Raw genomic sequence first — 22,561 nt, forward strand, 5'->3', positions numbered from 1 at the left:
GCGGTGTCTTCAGACGAAATTAGCTGCGACTCGACTACGAATCGCGATCGAATTTAGCGTGCAACGGGGCCTCCGACGAGATCCATGCCCTTATTCGGCACCATCACCCGCAGGGCTCCCGGCCGAATACGATAATGTAGCGGCGTCTGCATGATCGCAACCTCGCCGTCCGTTGCGACACGAAGCTGGCTATGCTTGGTGTCGATAATGATCTCCCTGGTCCGCAGCATGTCGAAGTCCTTGTCTTTGCGTAAACTCCCCAAAAACGCTCGGAGACCGAATCTTAAAAGGCCGAGCCGGCCAATTTCTCGGGTGGTATACAGCCACAGCCAGCCCGAATCTAGCTTCGTTCGAGCTCCGATATTGAATCCTTCGATCTGGTAACTATTGTTCCCGACGAAAATGAAAGGCGTGTGCCGCACGAGTTCCTGGTCATCGACGCGCAATCGGGCTTTCAGGAATGAATACCGCCGCAAAACGGCGACCGATGCCCAAACAAATGCCGGCCACTTGCCGTATTCAAGGCGCTCCTGCAAATCCTCGCGGTTATGGACGATGCTGGGATACAGCCCCAGACTGGAATTGTTGACGAAAATCCTGCCGTTAACTTCCCCGACATCGATTTGGGATACCGTGCCGTCGATAAGAACTTGCGCGGCTTGCTCCAAGTCGAGAGGAATTCCGATATCCTTAGCGAAATGGTTAAGCGTGCCGAGCGGCAGTACGCCCAGAGTCCTGCCGGTTTCGGCGAGCACGGAAGCAACGGCATTGATCGTTCCATCCCCACCCCCCGCTACGATCGGATCGGCATTTTCAGCCAAGGCTCGCCGCGCCAGACCGGCAACCTCATCGCCGCTGTTCGCCACAACTATGTGCGTATCTAGGTTGCGTGAGCCAAAAAATTCCCCAAGCCGCCTTTCCAATCCTTCCTTTTCGTTGCCACCCGCGGAAGTGCTAACGATAATCGCTAGATGGGAGGCCATACAGTGGACCGCTCCGTTGACAGGTTTCTCCCTTTAGAACTCGGCCGAACTCCTGAGTGTGCACTCGTTAAGACCTTAAAGTCATCGCGGAAGTTTTCCGGAGATCCGCGTTGCGATGATCGATTGGAAAGCATCCAAGGTTTACCCGAACCGATTCACTCTTCCTCTTCCAATCCTGGTTCGCCTGTTTCGTCGAAGTTCTGATTCCAGCTGTCTTTCGGATTCTTGACGCCTTCCGAGGCGACCTCCCAACTTTCGGGCATGGATGTTTCCGAATAGTCGAGATCATCGGGCTCGACGCGATCGACCGGTGCGGTTTGATCCTCGGGCGTCTCGATGGGCTCAATCGGTAATTGATACCAGGTATAGAAATCCAACTCGTCGATATCACCGTCGTAATATTGGATTTCCACCAGCTTTGCATCGTCATCCACAGCAACGACCTTAAATTTCTCCCCTTTGTCGTAGTGTTTGTACCACATGTCTACGATAGGGTCTGAATCCGTAGCCATTCTTCTCTCCTGAGTTTTACCAACCCGAGGTGATTTCGCTAAAGGTATTACACGGGATAGATCACCAAATGACGGTGTGGTTCAAGGCCTATGCTTTCGGCGACTAAACCATGGCGGGTAACGATGCGATGTTGCATTTGGCGTAAGGCGGCGGAACGGGGCGCGAGTTCCGCCACAACGCCTTCGGCTTTTACCTGCCGCACGGCGCGCTCCGTCTCGCGCACCATATCCCCGACTTCATCCTGATTGTCGCCGGGTGCGATATTGAACAACCCGCGCAGGAGCTGTCGGATCTGGGCCGTAGAGTTCTTCTTGACGGCATGGACGGGTACGCGAGCGGCCTGGACGATGCGTTGCAGGCTTGGATCATCTTCCCGAGCCCGCAAACTGATAACCAGATCGGCCTGATCCGGGTACTTCACGGTACGCGCATCCAAGTGGAGGTCCCGAATCACGCGCTCAACGGAATCGCGGCTGAGTGCATAGGCATAGATACGAACCGGCCGTTGGTCGGAACGAACCAGTAAAGCCTGATGTGGTCTTTCCCTTGCCGAGTCGGATTCGGTGGCCAGTGCCGGTGCCGCAGTGTCGGTAGAGCCGCGACGGTGCACGCCTTTGGGCTGTATCCCGCTTAGAATGGCATCGACCGCCTGCGCCGTATCCGAGTGCACGACTACCTCGTCCCTGGCGACAATTTCCACGACGACATCGAAAGTAGGCGGCGCCTTCCGTTCGCTAACGGTTTTTTGCGTACCCCGGAGTCGGGCCTCTTCATCGCTTAGAGTGACCGTTTGCACGCCGCCGACCAAATCGGACAGCGTGGGATTCAGAACCAAATTTTCCAGGATGTTGCCGTGGGCCGTTCCTATCAGCTGAACGCCACGCTCGGCAATAGTGCGCGCGGCCATCGCCTCCGTGGCCGTGCCGATTTCATCGATGATGATCACTTCGGGCATATGGTTTTCCACCGCCTCGATCATCACCGCATGCTGTCGATCCGGATGCGGCACCATCATTCGCCGGGCACTGCCGATCGCAGGGTGAGGTATATCGCCATCGCCGGCGATCTCGTTGGACGTGTCGATCACGACGACGCGCTTGCCGAAATCGTCCGCCAGCACGCGCGCCACCTCCCTCAATTTTGTCGTCTTTCCTACGCCGGGCCGGCCGAGCAACAATAGACTTTTGCCGCTTTCCACCAGATCGCGAATCAGATCGATGGTTCCGAATACCGCACGCCCCACGCGTAGGGTCAACCCGATGATCTCGCCCCGCCGATTAAGAATGGCCGAGATACGATGCAAGGTTCCCTCGATACCCGCACGGTTATCCGCGCCGAATTCGCCTACCGCGCTGACCACGGCATTGAGGTCCTCGCGGGCAACCGGCTGATTCGATAAATTTAGAGCCGCATGGGAGTAGCGAGCCTGTGGCGACCGTCCCAGATCCAGGATGATTTCCAACAACTCCTCGTGGCTTTGCGGAGCGAGAGAGTTCTGGAGCTCCTGTGGCAGGAGCTTTGTGAGTAGATGAAGGTCATCGAGGTGAGTCTTGGCGATCACGTCCTTATATACGGATCTTTTCAAGCATTGTCCGACGGCTGTTTTGCGTCGTCATAATGACCTTCACGAGCGATTCCGCGGCTGAAAAAGCCTCCCGAGGCCCAGCTCTAAATCGGTAATCAGAGAATATCTTCCATCGACCATGACATTCACGCGTCCGGTCGAGAGCTAACCTATATCAGTCGCATTCGTAAGATTTCTGAACCCGTCCGTTCTCGTCCACGGTTTCAAGTCTCGCTTTGAATCCCCACAGCCGGCGCACATGCCGCAGCATCTCGTTGGTGCTCTCTCCCAAGGGGCGGCGGAAGTGCTGGTAGTGACGCAGGGTTAACGACCGGTCGCCGCGGGTATCTACGCGATAGACCTGAATGCTGGGCTCCAAGTTGCCGAGGTTGTACTGATCGGACAGCACGTGCCGAACGGCCCGGTAACCATCTTCGTCGTGAATATGGGTAATTTCCAATTCATCGTTCGAATCGTCGTCCAGAACGCTGAACAGCTTGAAGTCCCGAATAACCTTCGGCGAAAGATACTGGGCAATGAAACTCTCGTCCTTGAAATTGCGCATGGCGAAATCCAGCGCCTTGACCCAATCGGCGTTCGCGAGATCAGGAAACCATTTCCGGTCTTCGTCGGTGGGATGTTCGCAGATACGGCGAATGTCGCTCATCATCGCCAATCCCAAGGCATAAGGGTTGATTCCCGAAAAATGATTGCTGTGATACGGCGGCTGACTGATGACGTTGGTATGCGATTGCAGGAATTCCAGCATAAAGCCGTCGGTCACCAACCCTTCGTCGTAGAGTTTATTTAAAAGGGTGTAATGCCAGAAGGTAGCCCAGCCTTCGTTCATCACCTTGGTTTGGCGCTGCGGGTAAAGGTATTGAGCGATCTTACGGACGATGCGGATGACCTCCCGCTGCCATGATTCCAACAGGGGCGCGTTCTTCTCGAAGAAATAAAGGAGGTTTTCCTCGGGCTCGGGCGGGAAATGAGGGGCGTGCTCGTGGGGGTATCGCTCCTTTTTCGGCACCGTGCGCAACCACAAATCGTTGACCTGTGATTGGAGATATTCCTCGCGCTCCTTCTGCCTGAGCTTCTCCTCGGTCAACGAAAGCGGCGGCGGCCGACGATAGCGGTCCACGCCGTAATTCATCAACGCATGGCAGGAATCCAGGAGCTCCTCTACCGCTGAGACGCCATGCCGCTCTTCGCATTCGGCGATGTAATTGCGGGCGAACACCAGGTAGTCGACGATGGCGTCGGCGTTGGTCCAGGTCTTGAACAGGTAATTGTTCTTGAAAAACGAATTATGGCCGTAACAGGCGTGGGCGATAACCAGCGCCTGCATGGTCATGCTGTTTTCTTCCATGAGATACGCGATACACGGATTGGAGTTGATAACCAGCTCGTAGGCCAGCCCCATGTAACCGCGCCGATAGCTCTTCTCGACGGTCAAAAACTGCTTGCCGAAGGACCAGTGCGGGTAAAACACCGGCATGCCCGTGCTCGAATAGCAGTCCATCATCTGTTCCGAGGTGATGACCTCGATTTGGTTGGGATAAGTGTCCAAACCGAAATCGGCCGCAAGTCGACCGATCTCGGCGTCATAGATCTGAAGTAGCTCGAAAGTCCATTCGGAGCCTTCTGAAAGAGGTTTGCGGCTCATGCCTGCTGCTTCTTGAATAGTTCTCGAAAGACCGGATAAATGTCCGCGGCGCTGTAAATCGGCTGCATGGCGAAGTTCGGCCATTGTTCCGCCACCTTTTCGTATTCCATCCACAGGCTGTGGGGCTCGTGGTTGTTGATCTCGATGTACGCGTAATACTGCACGCTCGGCATGATGTCCTCGATCAGCAAGCGCGAGCAATTCGTCGAGTCCTCGGGCCAGTTGTCGCCGTCCGACGCCTGTGCCCCATAGATGTTCCAGTCTCCTGACGGATAGCGGTCGCGGATGACATCCCTCATCAGCTCAAGGGCGCTCGACACGACGGTGCCGCCCGTTTCGCGGGAATAGAAAAAATCCTGCTCGTCCACCTCCAACGCCACCGTATGATGGCGAATAAAGACCACATCTGTCTTTTCGTAATTTCGTGTAAGAAACAGGTAAAGCAACAGGAAAAAGCGCTTCGCAAGATTCTTTTTCACTTCGTCCATGGAGCCGGAGACATCCATGAGACAAAACATCACGGCCTGGGTGCTGGGCTTGGGAACCAAAATACGGTTTCGGAAACGCAGGTCGAAGGTATCGAGGAATGGCACCGCCTGTATCTTTTGCTCCAGCAGGGCGATTTCCTCACCCAACACGGCGATGCGTGCTTCGTCCGGCTCATCGGCATCAAGCAAATCCGCCAGTTCGGCTTCCAGTTCCCGCTTCCGATCGGCCGAGGGAGCCCGCAGCGCCGTGCGGCGAGCCAAAGCCTCCCGCATCGAGCGGATGACATGCAGGTTCGAGGGCGATCCGTCGCTGGTGAAACCCGCTCGCTGACTCTTGAAAGAGGCTTCTCTCGCTAGCTGTCTCTTCACCATGTTCGGCAGCTCGAGATCCTCGAAGATGAATTCCAGGAATTCCTCGCGGGACAGCTCGAATACGAATTCGTCCATGCCCTCACCGCTATCGCTGGCCCGGTTGCCGGAGCCGCCCTCTTCATCCTCCGGGCGCGGCACCTTGTCGCCGGCGATAAACTCCTTGTTGCCGGGCTGCACAACTTCCCTCCGACCACCCTGCCCATGCCGAAATATCGGTTCCGAAATATCTTTCGTCGGAATCTGAATCTTTTCGCCACGGTCGACATCCGTAACCGACCGCTTCGCAACAGCCTCGGCGACCGCCTTGCGAATCTGACGTCGAAAACGCTGGAGAAAGCGCTGTCTATTGACAGCGCTTTTGTTCTTGGGGTTTAGGCGACGGTCTATGAATTGACTCATGGGTTTGATTACCTATCGCTCGGTTAAGAGGACTTGCGCACCCTGAGATACCATTCGCACAACAGCCGCACCTGTTTGGGCGTGTACCCTTTGTGAACCATGCGGTTCACGAATTCCTCATGCTTCTTCTGGTCGTCTACCGATGCCTTGGCGTTGAAGGAGATCACCGGCAGCAGTTCCTCGGTATTGGCAAACATTTTCTTCTCGATCACCGCACGCAGCTTCTCATAGCTGGTCCAGGCCGGGTTCTTGCCGCTGTTCTTGGCGCGGGCACGCAGCACGAAGTTCACCACTTCGTTGCGGAAGTCTTTGGGATTGCTGATACCGGCCGGCTTTTCGATCTTTTCCAGTTCCTCGTTGAGAGCCCTGCGGTCAAAGCTCTCACCCGTATCGGGATCGCGGTATTCCTGATCCTGAATCCAATAATCGGCATACGTCACGTAACGGTCGAAGATGTTCTGTCCGTACTCGGAATACGACTCCAGATAAGCGGTCTGGACTTCCTTGCCGATGAAATCCACATAGCGAGGCACCAGAAATTCCTTGATGAAGCGCAGATAACGCTCCTGCACCTCCGGCGGGAACTGCTCCTGTGGGATCTGCTGTTCAAGCGTATACAGCAAGTGAACGGGATTCGCCGCGACTTCGGAATGGTCGAAGTTGAATACTTTCGACAGGATCTTGAACGCAAAGCGCGTGGATAGCCCGGCCATTCCTTCATCTACGCCGGCGAAGTCTCGGTATTCCTGATAGGACTTCGCTTTAGGATCGGTATCCTTCAGGTTCTCGCCGTCGTAAACCCGCATTTTCGAATAAATGTTGGAGTTCTCCGGTTCTTTAAGCCGCGACAGCACGGCGAACTGAGCCAGCATTTTCAGAGTGTGAGGCGCACAGGACGCATCGGACAGAGAACTGTGGATCAAGAGTTTCTCGTAAATCTTGACCTCTTCCGAAACCCTTAAGCAATACGGCACTTTGACCACGTAAACGCGGTCCAGAAAGGCCTCGTTGTTCTTGTTGTTCTTGAATTGCAGCCACTCGGACTCGTTCGAGTGGGCCATGATGATGCCCTCGAACGGAATGGCGGAAAGGCCTTCCGTGCCTTTGTAGTTCCCCTCCTGGGTGGCCGTCAGCAGGGGATGCAGCACCTTGATCGGCGCCTTGAACATTTCGACGAATTCCATAATGCCCCGGTTGCCGAGGCAAAGCCCGCCCGAGAAACTGTAGGCATCCGGATCGTCTTGGCTGAAGCGCTCCAATTTCCTGATGTCGACCTTGCCGACCAGTGACGAGATGTCCTGGTTGTTCTCGTCGCCCGGTTCGGTCTTCGAAACCGCCCGTTGATCCAACATGGACGGACGGACCTTGACGACGCGGAATTTCGTGATGTCGCCGTTGTACTCGTGCAGGCGCTTCACCGCCCAAGGCGACATGATGGTGTTGAAATAACGGCGCGGAATGCCGTACTCGTTTTCCAGGATGGGACCGTCCTCTTCAGGATCGAACAGGCCGAGCGGGGATTCGTTGATGGGCGAACCCTTGATGGCGTAAAACGGCGCCTGCTCCATGAGGTGCTTCAGCTTCTCGGCCAGCGAGGACTTGCCGCCTCCCACGGGTCCCAGCAGGTACAGGATTTGTTTGCGCTCTTCCAGTCCCTGAGCGGCATGGCGGAAAAATGCCACGATCTGCTCGATAGTCTCCTCCATGCCGTAAAAATCAGCAAAAGCCGGATAGCGCTTGATGACTTTGTTGGCAAAAATCCGTGAAAGCCGCGGCTCCAGCCGCGTATCGTGCAACTCGGGTTCGCCGATGGCGATCAGCATACGCTCGGCGGGACTTGCGTAAGCCGTCGGTTCCTTACGGCAGATTTCTAGATACTCCTGAAGTGAATACTCCTCCTCGCGGGCTTTTTCATAGCGGGATTGGTAGTGATCGAAGATACCCATAGATGTGAGGTCTCCTCTGCATTCGGCAGATGCTCAAAAGGTCTTAACGTCTCAGGCGAAAGACCGCAAGCTGCCACGTTCGATATCGCGTTGTCGGATGAGACAACGAGCGTGTTAACTGTCCCTATCACAGCGAACGGGGCTTTCTAACTAAATCATCCGCACAACGAAGCGCGGCGCTCGCGGCTCTTACCGCTAAGACGTAGCCTAACATATTTCGGTTCCTCGACTGCGCGACCGCCCAAGAAAAACTTTATGCCAAAGCAAAGCGCATCGCGCGTGTAATCAAACTGTGTCGAAATGCATGCCGAGCAATACGCATTCATCCACATAACGCCGAGCCCAAAGCTCGCTCCACTGTATTGTTCCCTTTAAGTATTAGAAGTAATCGTTGACCATACGTTCGACGATAAACGGCGGAGTTTACCGTCGGATACCTCCAGGACAAGGTTTGTCAGTTCGAACCCGCTCGTCATCCGGTTTGCCGCTCCCAACCGCACTTGACACAAAACCCGGGCCGGTGTTCCACTTCGAGTCACAAGGAGCAGCACGTTTGAACTCCAAGGAGACCGGACTTCCCGATGGACGTCTACCGCCTGAGAGCAAGACGCTTTTTCTCGGCTAGATGGCCGATCCGCATCTTGGTTTGGCGCATCTTCGCGTTCTCTCGCCGGCTACTTCTGCTGTCTCTCGGCTTGTTGGCATGGTCCTGCCGCAATCCGGAATCTGTCGGACCGCCCCATCTAGCCTGGTACGTGTTCGACGAACCCTCCGGCGCCTATCGAGAAGCTGTCCGACGTTGCACCGAGTTCGCGGAAGACGGCTATCGCATCGATCTCGTCCCCTTGCCCAGTGACGCCGATCAGCAGCGGGAGCAATTGACGCGCCGCTTGGCCGCGCACGACGAGGCCATCGACATCATTGGGATGGACGTGATCTGGACCGCCGAATTTGCAGAGGCGGGCTGGATACGGAAATGGCCTTCGGGACCGGCGCAAACGGCTATTGCCGGCCGGTTTCCGATAACTGTTCAAAGTGCGACTTATATGGATGCACTTTGGGCGATGCCTTTCACCACCAATGCCCAGTTGCTTTGGTATCGGACCGACCGGGTCCGGGCCCCGCCGGATACCTGGGACGATATGCTCGGTTTGGCCGAGGAGTTGGGCAAGAACGGCCGGATTCAGATACAGGGCGAACGCTACGAAGGTCTGACTGTCCTTTTTGCCTCTCTGCTCGCCTCGGCCGGCGGCAGAATTCTCGACGAAGGCGGAAAGCGGGTCTCCCTGGAGCCCGAGCCCACCCGGAAGGCCCTTAGCATGATGCGGCGATTGGCGACTTCTCCCTCTGCCGATCCGGGATTGTCCACCAGCCGGGAAGACCAAGCGCGGTTGGCCTTCGAAACGGGCAACTCGTCGTTCATGCTTAATTACACGTTCGTCTGGCCCAGCGCTCAACAAAACGCGCCCAACGTGGCGGCGCATATGGGCTGGGCACGCTGGCCAGGGGTTCTGCCCGACCGGCCTAGCCGGGTTACGGTCGGAGGACTCAATGTCGCCGTCAGCGCTTATTCCCGATATCCCGAACTTGCCTTTCGCGCGGCCGAATGTCTGGCAAGCACGGATAATCAGCGCATCGCCGCGGAACGAGGGGGGCTCCCGCCCACCGTATACGCGCTCTACGATGATCCCGCCGTACGCCGCCGACTGCCGTTTGCAGATGTGCTGCGGGCAACACTTAAGGATGCGGTGCAGCGTCCCCAAACGCCGCTGTACAACGACGTCTCTCTAGCCATCAGCCGCACCCTCCATCCCATGCACGATATCGATCCGGATCGGGATGCAGCGCGTTTGCAGGCGGCGGTGCAGCGCGCCTTGCGTTCGGAAGGGCTCCTATGAAGCGAGCCCGAAACGTTAAGGCCTGGCTTCTATGCGCCCCTGCACTGGCCGCCATGGCTTTGGTTACGGCCTACCCGATTCTATACGCCGCCCGGCTTTCACTTTACCGCTACGACCTTCGCTATGCCGCTCCTCCCGGCTTCACAGGTCTAAGCAACTATTTCAGCGTCCTAAGTTCGGAAATATGGTGGCAGGCGCTTTGGAATACGCTTCTGATCACGATCATTTCGGTCTTTTTCGAACTGGTGCTCGGATTCGTTCTCGCACTGCTCATGCATAAAGCCGTTTTCGGGCGACGTACGGTTCGTTCGGCGGTGTTGGTGCCTTACGCCATCATCACCGTGGTTGCCGCTTTGGCCTGGAAGTTCGCGTTCGACCCGACCACCGGGTTCGTCAACAGTCTGCTCGATATCGATCAAGCCTGGCTCAATGAACGCTGGTCCGCGTTTGCCGTCATCATTCTCAGCGAGATCTGGAAGACGACTCCTTTCATGGCGCTCTTGCTGCTGGCCGGCCTGAGCCTCATTCCCAATGACGTGCTTAAGGCGGCCCGCGTCGATGGAGCCTCCGGCATACAGCGCTTCCGCCTTGTCACTCTGCCCTTGATGAAGCCATCCATTCTGGTAGCCCTGTTATTCCGGACCTTGGACGCGTTTCGCATCTTCGATTCGGTATATGTCCTGACGCGCGGCGCCCACGGCACCGAATCGGTATCCGTGATCGGGTATAACACGCTGATTGCGCGCCTCAACCTGGGTTTGGGGTCGGCGGTGTCGGTGCTGATTTTTCTGTGCACGCTGGGAATCGCGCTGCTCTTCATCAAGGGCTTTGGAACGCCTTTGCTACGCACGGGACGATGACATGGGCCTAAAATTCGCCCGAATAGACGGATTTTTCGGCGCCTTGGGAAATATCTTCGCCGTTGCTTACGCGTTACTGCCCGTGGTCTGGATCGTATCGCTGTCGCTGAAGCCGGGACATGAACTCAACGACGCACGGTTTCTCCCGAATACCCTCAGTTTCGAACACTACCGGACAGTCTTCAACGACCCCCAATTTCCGGCCGCGCTCTTGAACTCGGTCGGCATAGCCCTGATCGCCACCGGACTATCCATACTGATCGCTATTTTTGCAGCCTACGCCATCGTCCGGCTCGATTTTCGCGGCAAGCGCTGGATTTTTTACAGCACGCTCGCCGTGGCCATGTTTCCGCCGATATCCGTGGTCGGCCCCCTATTCGACCTGTGGCGCACGCTACGCCTTTTCGACACCTGGCCGGGCTTGATCCTTCCCTACCTGAGCTTCACGCTGCCCCTCGCCATTTGGACCTTGACCGCTTTTTTCCGCGAGGTCCCCTGGGAGCTGGAGCGAGCCGCCCGCGTAGACGGCGCCACGCCGTCTCAAGCCTTCCGGCAGATCATTTTGCCGCTGGCGGCGCCGGGAATCTTCGCTTCGGCCATTTTGGTTTTCATTTTCGCGTGGAACGACTTTCTGTTCGCCGCGTCCCTGACCTCCACGGATCGCGCTCGCACGGTGCCGGTCGCCATCGCGTTCTTCACGGGAAGCTCCCAATTCGAGCTGCCCACCGGTTCGATCGCTGCCGCTTCCGTGGTGGTCACGATACCGGTTATCGCACTGGTCCTGATTTTCCAGCGCCGCATCATAACCGGCCTCACAGCCGGCGCCGTGAAGGGATAACGGGGAGAAGCGGAGTGGCCGAAATCGTCCTGGACCATGTCAGCAAACGTTTTGCCGGCGGGGCTTGGGCGGTCAGAAAGGCGAATTTCACCATTAGAGACGGGGAATTTTTTATTTTCGTGGGACCGTCCGGCTGCGGTAAATCCACCTTGCTCCATATGATCGTCGGTTTGGAGGACATCACCGAAGGCGAAATCCGGATCGACGGCAAAAGGATCAACGAGCTCGACCCAAGGGACCGCAACATGGCCATGGTGTTCCAAAGCTATGCGCTCTACCCCCACATGACGGTCAGGGAGAACATCGCTTTTCCGCTCAAGCTGGCCAAGCTCGCGCGCGACGAGATCAAACGGCGGGTGGACGAGGCCGCGGCCATCCTCGAACTGGACCCGCTGCTCGACCGCAGACCCTCGGATCTCTCCGGCGGGCAGCGGCAACGGGTGGCCATGGGACGGGCGATCGTGCGAAGACCCCAGGTGTTCCTATTGGATGAACCCTTATCCAATCTCGACGCCCGGCTCCGCGTTCAGATGCGCACCGAGATCGCAGCCCTCCAGGAACGGCTGGGCATCACGACCATTTACGTTACTCACGATCAAACCGAAGCCATGGTGCTGGGCGATCGTGTGGCAATACTCCGGAAAGGCGAAGTCCAACAAATCGGAACGCCGAAGGAGCTGTACGAGGTGCCTCATAACGAATTCGTCGCCGGCTTCATCGGCTCGCCGTCGATGAATTTCCTACACGCCGAAATCAGCGATGCCCGTCTGCTGTTGCCCATAGGCCCCTGTCCTCTGCCGCCTTCTTTTCCCCTCGACCGTTTAAGCAACCGCAGCGTCGTCGCCGGCATCCGCCCCGAGCATTTTTTCCTGCCGGGATCGTCGCATCGAGTCGGCCCCGCCTTTCGCGCCGAAATCGCTTTGGTCGAATGGCTGGGCGCCGATCTTTACCTTCATGTCCGACCAACCCTGTCGCCCCTGGCGTTAAGGGATGAATCATCGATCATCGAGCCGGAAACCCAACGGGCTGGAATCACTTTGATTGCCCGCGTGCCTCCGGACCTTCGGCTCCAGCGCGGCGATCGGATCGAATTGGCTTATGACGCGAGCAAGGTTCAACTGTTCGATGCCGATACGGGCGAAAGTTTTTTGCGGAACCATTGAAATCGAGGTCTGTCGAAGCGCCTTCGATGACTTGGCACCTGTTGATAAGCCATGTTCGGACGTCCTCCTGTGGGTCAAGAAAAACTTTGCAGCGATCAAAATAAACGTATAGGAAACCGCTATGAGCAATCTCGAACTCGGAATCATCGGCAATTGCATGTACAGCGCTCTGATTGACCGCAAGGGGCGCATCGCCTGGTGCTGTCTGCCCCGTTTCGACGGCGATCCCATCTTTTGCAGCCTGCTCAACGGCGACGAGGACGAGGTTCAAGAAGGATTCTTCGACATCGTGATCGACGATTTCGCCCATAGCGAACAGCACTATGAGCACAACACGGCGATCTTGGTGACCACCCTTTACGACCAGCACGGCGCAGCGGTGCAGATTACCGACTTTGCGCCGCGTTTCAGGCGATACGGCCATATGCATCGTTCGCAACGGCTGATAAGAAGGCTTCAGCCGATCAACGGCACGCCGCGGATTTCCGTCAGAGTGCGCCCGACTTACGATTACGGTGCCAAGCCCATGCAAACCATCCAGGGGTCCAACTATGTCCAGTATGTGGCGCCCGGTACCTGTTTCCGCATGAGTACGGACATGCCGGTTTCCTATATCCTGGACGAAACGCCGTTTCTGCTGGAGGAACCTTTGGCGATCACCTTCGGTCCCGACGAACCGCTACGTTACACTGTTGCTGAAGCGACCCGCGAGAGCTATGAGCAAACTCTGCTGTACTGGCGCGAATGGACCCGATCGCTTTCCATCCCTTTTGAATGGCAGGAAGCCGTGATCCGCGCCGCAATCACTCTCAAGCTTTGCTGCTTCGAGGAAACCGGCGCCGTTATTGCCGCCATGACCACATCCATTCCCGAAGCGGCCAACACGGAACGCAATTGGGATTACCGCTATTGCTGGCTGCGCGACGCCTATTTCGTCGTGAACGCCCTCAACCGCCTGAGCGCGACCGGAACCATGGAGGAATATCTCGACTACATCTCGAATATCGCGGCGGGGGCCAAGGACAGTCTGCTTCAGCCGGTTTACGGCATCGCCCTGGAGGAAAAACTGATCGAATGCCGGATCAGCTCGCTCAGGGGCTATCGTAATCACAGACCGGTACGGATCGGGAATCAAGCCTTCGAGCACATCCAGAACGACATCTACGGCAGCGTGATCATGGCCGCCACCCAGGCCTTCTTCGACCGCCGCCTTGCCCATCCGGGGGATCGGCGCCTCTTCGAGCGATTGGAGAACCTCGGCTACCAATGCGCCAAACTGTACGACCAACCGGATGCCAGTCTGTGGGAGTTCCGCGGGTTCGCCCGCGTCCATACCTTTTCGGCGGTCATGTGCTGGGCCGGCTGCGATCGCCTGGCGCGCATCGCCGATCACATCGAGCTGCACGACCGTGCTCACTACTGGCGCGCCCAGGCGGAGCGAATTCGCGAGGAAATCACGGAGCGCGCGTACGATTCGGAGCGAAATACCTTTGTCGGAAGCTTCGGCGGCTCCGAACTCGATGCGAGCCTTTTGCTCCTGCACGACCTACAGTTCCTGGCGGCGGATGATCCGCGCTTCATCGGCACCGTGGAGGCGGTGGAAAGGGAATTGCGGCGCGGCAATCACATGATGCGGTATGTGGAACCGGATGACTTCGGCGCGCCGAAAAACGCCTTCAACATCTGCACCTTCTGGATGATCAGCGCTTTGACGGCCATCGGCAGAAAAGAAGACGCCCGCGCCATGTTCGAGGAGATGCTTCACTGCCGGAACCACTTGGGGCTTCTGTCCGAAGACACCGATCCGAGAACCGGCGAAATGTGGGGCAATTTTCCTCAGACCTATTCCATGGTCGGCATCATTCACTCGGCGATGGTTCTGTCCAAGGCGTGGGAGGAGGCGTTTTAGCGTAAGGAACAAAAGCGTCTTTCCTCGTGCTTAATCACTGGCCCGGACGGGACCGCTCCACCGGTCGGCACACAGTAGCCTGGGTGCCCGAGTTTCGTTTATATTCCACTACGGACATTTCCTCACAAATCTCACGGGAATACCGGACGGGAATAACTGGTGGCCGGCATATTTCATGGAGTCGCAAACGAGTGGAGAACAAGGATGGTCGAAAAGAAGAAAAACGCCGCGTGGTTCCGCCGGCTGCTTGAAATCGTGCATCGAGAGCTTTTGATACCGCATGCCGATGCCCCTCTTTCCTACGCCCATCGGCACCCCCTTACCACCGTAGAATACCCTTGGAACATTATTGATACGCCCGAGACGGCCGAAAAGTCGCCGTGTAAAGCGGATAAGCAATACAACGCTTTCGGAGAATGTTTGCTCATCGGCATCTACATCGTTCAGGATGAAGAGATCGTCTATGCCAACGATAAGTTGGCGAAAATTTTCGGTTATCCAAAAGACCGATTAATCGGAATGCCGCTAGGGAAATTATTTCAGTCCGATCATAGACCGTCCCAAAAGGACGTCGTTGCCTACCAACAGAGACTGACAGCCACTTCACCGGAGCTTACATCAAGGGCCATCAGGAAAGATGGCAAGATCATCTGGATCAAGCGGAGCGAAGTCTTGATTGAATATAACGGCTCGCCAGCCGTCTTTGGGAACGTCATCGACTTTACGCAAAAGAAACGGCTGAAAGAGGTCGTTTGGATGTCGAAACGCGAACTTCGAGTTTTGTCCGCAAAACTACTCAGCGCCCAAGAGCAGGAACGCAAGCGGATCGCTTCGGAACTTCACGACACCGTGGGACAGTATTTAAGCGCCATCAAATTCAGCCTGGACAATATCAACGCTCTGCTCGATGACAACCAGATCGCATCCGGCCAGAGATCATTGAGGACTGTTCTTCCCGTAATTCAGGAGGCCATTTCCGAGGTGCGGCGCATTTCGATGGATTTAAGGCCGGCGATGCTCGACGACTTGGGTCTTCTTGCAACTTTGAGCTGGCATTGCCGTACGTTTCAGGACATCTACTCGGATATCTCAATCGAGAAGCAAATAGAAATCCAGGAAAAAGAAGTGCCCGGCGGATTAAAAACCGTGATCTACCGAATAACCCAGGAAGCGTTGAACAATGTCGCCAAACATGCCAATGCCGATTGCGTCGTGCTTCATTTGAGAAAAACCGACTCTGCGATCGAACTGATCGTTACCGACAACGGTTGCGGATTCGAGGTGGGCGAAGCGCTAGCACGAGAAGTAAGGCAACGCGGCCTTGGCCTGGCAAGCATGCGCCAGCGGACCGAGAGTCACGGCGGGTCTTTTTACATCGATTCCGCTCCTGGACTCGGAACGATCGTTCGTGCCGTATGGGTAGATTGAGGGCGTGTCGCTATCTCAAAACCAACCCTTTCTCCACCGCATAAACCGTTAGCGCTGCCGCGCTATGAAGGTTGAGCTTCTTCATCAAATTAGCGCGGTGAGTCTCCACGGTCTTCACGCTGAGATGCAGATATTGCGCGATTTCCTTGTTTTTATGGCCTTCGCCGATAAATTTGAGAAGCTCTCGTTCCCGATGTGTCAAGCTATCCCACGTCGATCGAGGTTCTTCCGCGCTCTTGGTTTGCAGATAGCCTTTTACGACTTTTCCCGAAACACCCGGACTTAAATAAGTTTTCCCCATCAACACGCTGCGAATGGCGACTCGCAATTCCGCATGAGTGGCATCCTTTAACACATAACCGTCTGCGCCGGATCTCAAGGCCGCGAGAATGTATTCTTCAACATCGTGTACGGTAAGCACCAAGATCTTGGATTGCGGAACTCGTTTCTTTATTTCGTGGATTGCCTCCAAGCCCCCCAGTCTAGGCATGGAGAGATCCAGCAAAATGAGATCCGGTATGTTTTCACGACACCGTTGAATGAGCTCAAGGCCGTCATGGACCTCGCAGACCACTTCAAGCTCCGCGTCTTGGGACAAAAGCACCCGCAGACCTTCCCGGAGAATGGTATGGTCCTCGGCGATGCAGATTCGTTTTTTTCCTTCCATGGCAAACCGCTACTTTGTTTTTGCTGATCTTGTACGGCGAAGACTCCTAGCCAAATAAGCATAAATCCTTAGTGTCTGAGATAAAACGACCGTGTATGGTCGAATAACGGAAGAGCAGTGCGTTACGGTTACGTAACCGGACCCCTCTTCGAAGCGCCAAAGGATGTGGCGCTTTCCGCTTTTTGCCGAGGAATATTGTGTGCAAGATATTGATCGTCGATGACAACGCCTCTTTCCGGCGCTCTCTCAAAGCGTTCTTAAGCGATCAATTTGCTCACTTGGGCATCGCGGAAGCCGAGAATGGCGCCACGGCCATGAGAAAAATCAATCGCGCGCGGCCCGACCTGATTTTCATGGATATCAAGCTGCCCGGAGAAAACGGCCTCGCACTGACACGCAAGATCAAACAAATTTACTCTCCCGCCATCGTCATTCTGACCAGCTACGATGCAGTCGAGTATCGCGAAGCCGCCTCGGCGTGCGGCGCCGATTATTTCATGGCCAAAGACGCGGCAAGCGGCGCTGAAGTTTTCGCGTTGACCCAGTCGTTGCTATCGGGTCCAAGTTCTTCGCCACAAACCTAGCTCCCGACTCCCGGATCTCAAGAACGTCGATCCACAAGCCGCGCACTCGCCTTAAGCCCCTGCTCTTCATCCATCTCCTCCAACGGCCACTTGGCAGTCGGCCAATGCAGACTACAGTGTCAATACACCACTGAATACAGTATTCGCTGTAGTTCCTGCTCATTCTCCTTTCAATACTCTAGTCACAACGCCAGGTAAGGATGCCAAGCGAAAGGTCGTTGCGCTGGCGCTCGCCCAATTAAAAGACATCGCTGTCAAGGAGGATGAATATGAAAGCTCACGTTTTGAGCCGCCACGCGCCTCTAATCCAGAGCGCGAAGCGATATTTGGTTTTTTCCGCTTTGTTGCTCGGACTTTCAGTTCATCTCGATGCTCATGCCGTCAATCTTACGGTCATTGGTTCCGATGGAAACCCGGTTGGCAATTTCCGCTGGCTGATAGAGGAAGACGCCGGCAAGTTCTCCCAACCGGGCGTACCCGCAGAGCCGGGCACGAGCCTGGCTTTGAGCTTCCATACCAGCTACATGCCCGTGGTGGCCAAAGGCAACCAAGCCAATGCCACGAACATTCCGCTGGACCCAACCAAGCGATACTTCGTGTCCGTGCTCCCGGACTCCGCTACCACCAATCCGGGGTATACCATCGGCGGCGCTCCGGTAGCGCCGGGCCAGTCCGACGTAACCGTCTACGTTAATCGATCGCCGCTGCCCACCGCGCAGATTTCGGTGTTCGCCTTCAATGACAATCGGCCCATCAACAACGCGCCCGATCTCCCGGAAGAACAGGGACTGGCCGACTTCACGGTCAAGGTTTATGAAGCGGGCGGGACGTATGGCCAGTCGGGAGGCGAGGTAACCCAGGATGCGTTCGGCAATCCGCTCGGCATCATCAAGACCGATGCCAATGGCGTGGCGCTCATCAAGAACCTGGTGCCCGCCAAATACACCATCTTCGTCATCCCGCCGACCGGTTCCGACTGGCACCAGACGGCCACTATCGAGGGCACGAAAGGGGTCGATGCCTGGGTCAAGTCGAACGAACCGCCCTTCTTCACCGAATTCGGACCGCCGGGGCACCATGTCTTCATCGGCTTCGTCAACAAGCTCAATGACACCACGGTATTGAACGGCGGCAGCACGATCACCGGCAAGGTCGTCAACCTGCACACCTCGCGTCCGCCGGAATTCCCCTTCTACAACGGCCATCCCTTTCCCAACTGCTGGGTCGGCCTGAACGACCTTGCCGTCGGCGAAGGCCAAGCGGTCTATGCCCAGCCCTGCAACGCCGACAGCAGCTTTTCCATTCCCAACGTCCCGCCGGGCAATTATCAGCTGGTGGTCTGGGACGAGGCCTTGGACATTATCTTCGCTTCGCATGGCGTAACGGTGAGCGGCGACGGAACATGCAACACGCCGGACGGAAGCTGCGATCTCGTGGAAGTGCCGGTGTTCGACTGGTTTTCCCGGTTGGAGGGCAGCGTGTTCTTCGACGCCAACGGCAATGGCTTCCGGGATGCGGGCGAGGTCGGCATGCCGGACCAGAACATTAACCTGCGTTTCCGCGACGGCAGCATCTATCAGTCTTTCCCCACGAAGGCGGATGGCTCCTACAGCTTCGAGGAAATCTTTCCCTTCTTTAACTGGCTGGTCGCGGAAGTGGATTTCGCCCGGTTCAAGGCGACCGGCGCCACCGTCACGGTCGATGCCGGCGGGGCAATCCCGTCCGACGACATTGCACGCGGCAAGCTCAATCCTCAGCCGCAGTCCGAAAATGGGAACGCACCTTACCGCACCGAAACCGGTGCCGTGCTGCTGGAAGGCATACAGGGTTTCCTCGGCCAGACCAGCGTGATCGACTGGGGCAAGCAGGTCTATCCTGCCGGACAGAATGGCGGCGTCAGCGGCATCGTCCATTATCCGACCACGCGCGCCGAGGACGATCCGCGCTATGCGGCGGCCGAGAACTGGGAGCCGGGCATTCCGCGCGTCCAGGTGAACCTGTACAGAGACGACACCGGCGGTCCCAGCAATACACCGGACGGCATCATTGACGACCTCGACGGCAATGGCGCCATGACGCTGGCCGACGTGGACAATTATCCATTCGGCTGGAGCGATTGCAATCCGGATGTGCAGGCCTGCAATTTGATCAAAGGACCGGAAGACGTCGATCGCAACGGCAACGGAGCCTTCGATAGGGGCGACGCCTACGACATCGCCACCACCGACAGTTGGGACGATAACCTGCCCACCGGCTGCCAGGGGGACATCTTCTACTCGGCCACCGGCCAGCCGACCGACTGCTACGACGGGCTGCGCAACTTCAATCAGGTACGCCCGGCTCTGTTCGACGGCGGCTATGCCTTCGGCGGCCCGGCGGGAAATCCCGAGCTGCCCGGCGGCACCTACATCGTCGAGGCTGTCGCCCCGCCCGGCTACGAGCACCAGAAAGAAGAGGACAAGAATGTCGATTTCGGCGACGAGTACACCCCGAGCCCGCTGCTTCTGCCGCCGGTGTGCGTGGGCGATCCGCACCTGGTGCCCGCCGAGTTGAGCCTGTTCCCCGGCGTGCCGGGGGCCTACGCCGGCCAGACACGCCCCCTGTGCGACCGCAAGCAGGTTCGTGTCGCCCAGGGCCAAAACGCGGCGGCGGACTTCTACATGTTCACCGAGGTGCCGATCGCAGGGCACATGGTCGGCATGATCCTGGACGATCTGTCCAACGAGTTCGACCCGAACGCGCCCACCTTCGGCGAGAAATACGCCCCGCCCTACCTTCCGGTCTCGATTCGCGACTGGACCGGGCGGGAAATCAACCGCGTGCATGCGGACCAGTGGGGCCGGTTCAATGCCCTGGTACCCTCCACCTTCACCATCAACCCGCCCATGCCTTCAGGGGTCGCGCCGAACATGCTGACGGCGTGCATGAACTCGCCCACCATGCCCGATCCGAACAATCCGGGCGGGTACACCCTGGACCCTTACTACAACCCGCGGTACAGCCAGTTCTGCTACACCTTCCAGTACCTGCCGGGCAAAACCACTTATCTGGATACCCCGGTACTGCCCATCGCCGCCTTTGCGTCGCTGGACAAGTTCCCGCTGGACTGCGAACAGGCCAGTGGCACGCCGATGATTTACTCGGTGACGGGCACCGGCAACGTGGGACCGTACGTACAGACGCCGATCAACAACGGCGGAAATCGCCGGTACATCACCATCCGCTCCATGGGCCAGGTCGAGGTGCCGAATCCGGCCTATGACGGCAGCAACGCGAAGACCATCGTGCGCGACTACGGTTTCGGCGATACGCAGGGCATCGTGAGAATCGGCAACGCGACTCTGACATTCAATAACTGCTCCCCGACCTGCAGTTGGTCCAACGACCAAATCGTGGTACGCGTCCCGCCTGGCACGAGTACCGGGGAGTTGGTGGTCACCCGCGCCAATGGCGGCGCATCCACGGTGAACGGCGTCACCGTCACCGTGGGCGGCCCTGCACCCATCGTCGTGAATGCCGGGCAATCCATCCAGACGGCGATCGACGCGGCTCCGGCCGGCGCGCTGATCACGGTCGCTCCCGGCGAGTACGACGAGCTGCCGATCATGCACAAGAAGGTTCGCCTCCAAGGCTGGGGGGCTGGCTCGACCATCATCAACGCGGCCAAATTCCCGGCCGAGAAGTTGCAGAACTGGAGAAACAAGCTCACCAGCCTTCTCAACGCGAATCAGTTCAGCCTGCTGCCGGGACAAGAGGCCGGTACGGTCGATCCGCAGGACAACGAACCGACACTCTTCAATACGGAGGAAGGCGCAGGCATCACCGTGGTGGCCAACACCAACGAGTTCACCTCGGCGCCCGCGGCGCAGAGGGCACGCATCGACGGCTTCACCATCACCGGTGCGGACCACAGCGGCGGCATCTTCGTCAACGGCTATGCCAACTGGCTGGAGATCAGCAACAACCGCATCATCGGCAACAATGGCATCTACGGCGGCGGCATCCGCATCGGGAACCCGCAACTGATCAACGGTACCGCCTATACCGACAATCGGAACTATAACGTCCGCATCCACCACAACCAGGTCGTCGAGAACGGAAGCAACGGCGGCCTGGGCGGCGGAGGCATTACGATCGCCACGGGCTCCAGAAACTACGAGGTTACCGACAACTTCGTATGCGGTAACTTCACCACCGGCGACGGCGGCGGTATCGCCCACTTGGGCCTAAGCAGTTCACGGCTGGTGGATAGGAGCCTGATCGCCCGAAACACCGTCGTCTTCAACCAGACCTTCAACCAGGGATTGAGCGCTTCCGGCGGCGGTGTCTTCATCGGCGGCTTGCCGAGCCTCGCGGCGGGAGGCCTGAGCGCCGGCGCGGGCAACGTGACCGTGGACGAGAACCTGATCCAGGGCAATATGGCCGGTGCCGGCGACGGCGGGGGCATTCGCACTCGATTCGCCAACGGTGCGGATGTTTTGGCCGCGAGGAACAACCCTAACAGATGGTACGAGATCCAAATCAGGAACAACCGGATCGTCGACAACATCGCCGGACTGGCCGGTGGCGGGATCTCGATGCAGGACACGGCCCGGATCGAAATTTTCCACAACACCATTGCCCACAACGACAGCACCGCGACAGCCGGCGAGGCGTTCAGTCCCGGCAGCCCCAACCGGTCCACCGCGCAGCCGGCGGGAATCGTCTCACGCGCCCACAGCGCTGCGCTGGCCGCTGCTTTCGGCAACCAGACCCGAAATCAGTATGGCTTCTTCTCCAACCCGGATCTCTTGTACAACATCGTATGGCGTAACCGGTCGTTCTTCTGGGAGATCGACAACACCACGGATCCGTCCACCTTCGGACTATGGCCGGTCGTGGCTGCGGATGGCATTGGCGGCGCGGTATTCCACGATCTGGCCGTTCTCGGAACGGCAAGTACGGCCTGCCTGAACCCACGTGCCAGCACGCTAACCTCGCTGAGCGGGCCGGAAGGATGTTCCTATCCCGGAGGCTTTTTCACGCCCAATAACACCAACGACCCCAGCTTTGCCGCTTCGTACTTCAACAGCTCGCCGGGGCAGACCATTCAGCAGCCGGAAGTCACGACGGCCCTGGCGACGGCGCCGGCTTTCGATGAAGGCGGCAACTTCATCGATGTGCACTTCGGCCCGCTGACCCTGTTCAATCCGACCACGGGCGATCCCTTCGGGGACTACCGCCTGCCCTGATCCGGCTTGCTTATCCCGCCGGGCGGACGCCCGGCGGCGCGTTCAGAACCAT

Annotated in this window: 15 protein-coding genes; 8 read left to right on the forward strand and 7 right to left on the reverse strand. The window is 57.5% G+C overall.

The window, feature by feature from the left end; translation table 11 throughout:
- Positions 1–53 precede the first annotated feature (53 nt).
- The 6 genes from VEB01_RS10815 to VEB01_RS10840 all read right to left on the reverse strand — a co-directional run bounded on the left by VEB01_RS10815 (position 54) and on the right by VEB01_RS10840 (position 7,931).
- On the reverse strand, positions 54–983 hold the full coding sequence (locus VEB01_RS10815) for a diacylglycerol/lipid kinase family protein (RefSeq protein WP_324875319.1): 930 nt from the start codon (positions 981–983) through the stop codon (positions 54–56).
- A gap of 155 nt (positions 984–1,138) precedes the next feature.
- Positions 1,139–1,495, reverse strand: a complete 357-nt coding sequence (locus VEB01_RS10820) for a DUF6763 family protein (RefSeq protein WP_324875321.1) — start codon at positions 1,493–1,495, stop codon at positions 1,139–1,141.
- A 47-nt stretch (positions 1,496–1,542) separates the two neighbouring features.
- Positions 1,543–3,081, reverse strand: a complete 1,539-nt coding sequence (locus VEB01_RS10825; protein ID WP_324875323.1) for a R3H domain-containing nucleic acid-binding protein — start codon at positions 3,079–3,081, stop codon at positions 1,543–1,545.
- A 154-nt stretch (positions 3,082–3,235) separates the two neighbouring features.
- On the reverse strand, positions 3,236–4,726 hold the full coding sequence (locus VEB01_RS10830; protein WP_324875325.1) for a SpoVR family protein: 1,491 nt from the start codon (positions 4,724–4,726) through the stop codon (positions 3,236–3,238).
- On the reverse strand, positions 4,723–5,985 hold the full coding sequence (locus VEB01_RS10835; RefSeq protein ID WP_324875326.1) for a YeaH/YhbH family protein: 1,263 nt from the start codon (positions 5,983–5,985) through the stop codon (positions 4,723–4,725). The genes VEB01_RS10830 and VEB01_RS10835 overlap by 4 nt, the downstream gene beginning before the upstream one ends.
- Before the next feature lie 23 nt (positions 5,986–6,008).
- A complete protein-coding gene (locus VEB01_RS10840; RefSeq protein ID WP_324875328.1) occupies positions 6,009–7,931 on the reverse strand; it encodes a PrkA family serine protein kinase in 1,923 nt (640 codons plus the stop codon).
- 581 nt (positions 7,932–8,512) lie between these two features.
- Between VEB01_RS10840 and VEB01_RS10845 the strand changes: the two genes are divergently transcribed.
- The 6 genes from VEB01_RS10845 to VEB01_RS10870 all read left to right on the forward strand — a co-directional run bounded on the left by VEB01_RS10845 (position 8,513) and on the right by VEB01_RS10870 (position 16,027).
- A complete protein-coding gene (locus VEB01_RS10845) occupies positions 8,513–9,829 on the forward strand; it encodes an ABC transporter substrate-binding protein (RefSeq protein ID WP_324875330.1) in 1,317 nt (438 codons plus the stop codon).
- On the forward strand, positions 9,826–10,689 hold the full coding sequence (locus VEB01_RS10850; protein WP_324875332.1) for a carbohydrate ABC transporter permease: 864 nt from the start codon (positions 9,826–9,828) through the stop codon (positions 10,687–10,689). The genes VEB01_RS10845 and VEB01_RS10850 overlap by 4 nt, the downstream gene beginning before the upstream one ends.
- A 1-nt stretch (position 10,690) precedes the next feature.
- Positions 10,691–11,527 (forward strand): carbohydrate ABC transporter permease, encoded by an 837-nt coding sequence (locus VEB01_RS10855; protein WP_324875334.1) that lies wholly within the window; start codon positions 10,691–10,693, stop codon positions 11,525–11,527.
- 14 nt (positions 11,528–11,541) lie between these two features.
- The gene (locus tag VEB01_RS10860; protein ID WP_324875336.1) at positions 11,542–12,690 is read left to right on the forward strand and encodes an ABC transporter ATP-binding protein; all 1,149 of its coding nucleotides are present in this window, start codon (positions 11,542–11,544) and stop codon (positions 12,688–12,690) included.
- Positions 12,691–12,811: 121 nt separating this feature from the next.
- Positions 12,812–14,599 (forward strand): glycoside hydrolase family 15 protein, encoded by a 1,788-nt coding sequence (locus VEB01_RS10865; RefSeq protein ID WP_324875338.1) that lies wholly within the window; start codon positions 12,812–12,814, stop codon positions 14,597–14,599.
- 204 nt (positions 14,600–14,803) lie between these two features.
- Positions 14,804–16,027, forward strand: coding sequence for a PAS domain-containing sensor histidine kinase (locus VEB01_RS10870; protein WP_324875340.1), 1,224 nt, complete (start codon positions 14,804–14,806; stop codon positions 16,025–16,027).
- 10 nt (positions 16,028–16,037) lie between these two features.
- Here the strand turns inward: VEB01_RS10870 and VEB01_RS10875 are convergent, their stop codons facing one another.
- On the reverse strand, positions 16,038–16,694 hold the full coding sequence (locus tag VEB01_RS10875; RefSeq protein WP_324875342.1) for a response regulator transcription factor: 657 nt from the start codon (positions 16,692–16,694) through the stop codon (positions 16,038–16,040).
- Between the two features lie 197 nt (positions 16,695–16,891).
- On the opposite strand from VEB01_RS10875, the gene VEB01_RS10880 reads away from it, so the two are divergent.
- Together VEB01_RS10880 and VEB01_RS10885 are read left to right on the forward strand one after the other, a co-directional pair.
- Positions 16,892–17,278, forward strand: coding sequence for a response regulator transcription factor (locus VEB01_RS10880; RefSeq protein ID WP_324875344.1), 387 nt, complete (start codon positions 16,892–16,894; stop codon positions 17,276–17,278).
- Between the two features lie 269 nt (positions 17,279–17,547).
- Entirely contained in the window at positions 17,548–22,509 is a 4,962-nt protein-coding gene (locus tag VEB01_RS10885) for an SdrD B-like domain-containing protein (protein ID WP_324875346.1), read from the forward strand.
- Positions 22,510–22,561 lie beyond the last annotated feature (52 nt).

The sequence above is a fragment of the Methylocaldum sp. genome (assembly GCF_035627495.1).
GTDB lineage: Bacteria > Pseudomonadota > Gammaproteobacteria > Methylococcales > Methylococcaceae > Methylocaldum.

Bases quoted from the DNA above. Each gene is read 5' to 3' on its own strand.
- VEB01_RS10835 (WP_324875326.1), bottom strand. From the start codon at position 5,985: ATGAGTCAATTCATAGACCGTCGCCTAAACCCCAAGAACAAAAGCGCT.
- VEB01_RS10865 (WP_324875338.1), top strand. From the start codon at position 12,812: ATGAGCAATCTCGAACTCGGAATCATCGGCAATTGCATGTACAGCGCT.
- VEB01_RS10830 (WP_324875325.1), bottom strand. From the start codon at position 4,726: ATGAGCCGCAAACCTCTTTCAGAAGGCTCCGAATGGACTTTCGAGCTA.
- VEB01_RS10875 (WP_324875342.1), bottom strand. From the start codon at position 16,694: ATGGAAGGAAAAAAACGAATCTGCATCGCCGAGGACCATACCATTCTC.
- VEB01_RS10845 (WP_324875330.1), top strand. From the start codon at position 8,513: ATGGACGTCTACCGCCTGAGAGCAAGACGCTTTTTCTCGGCTAGATGG.
- VEB01_RS10820 (WP_324875321.1), bottom strand. From the start codon at position 1,495: ATGGCTACGGATTCAGACCCTATCGTAGACATGTGGTACAAACACTAC.
- VEB01_RS10815 (WP_324875319.1), bottom strand. From the start codon at position 983: ATGGCCTCCCATCTAGCGATTATCGTTAGCACTTCCGCGGGTGGCAAC.
- VEB01_RS10855 (WP_324875334.1), top strand. From the start codon at position 10,691: ATGGGCCTAAAATTCGCCCGAATAGACGGATTTTTCGGCGCCTTGGGA.
- VEB01_RS10870 (WP_324875340.1), top strand. From the start codon at position 14,804: ATGGTCGAAAAGAAGAAAAACGCCGCGTGGTTCCGCCGGCTGCTTGAA.
- VEB01_RS10885 (WP_324875346.1), top strand. From the start codon at position 17,548: ATGAAAGCTCACGTTTTGAGCCGCCACGCGCCTCTAATCCAGAGCGCG.
- VEB01_RS10850 (WP_324875332.1), top strand. From the start codon at position 9,826: ATGAAGCGAGCCCGAAACGTTAAGGCCTGGCTTCTATGCGCCCCTGCA.
- VEB01_RS10840 (WP_324875328.1), bottom strand. From the start codon at position 7,931: ATGGGTATCTTCGATCACTACCAATCCCGCTATGAAAAAGCCCGCGAG.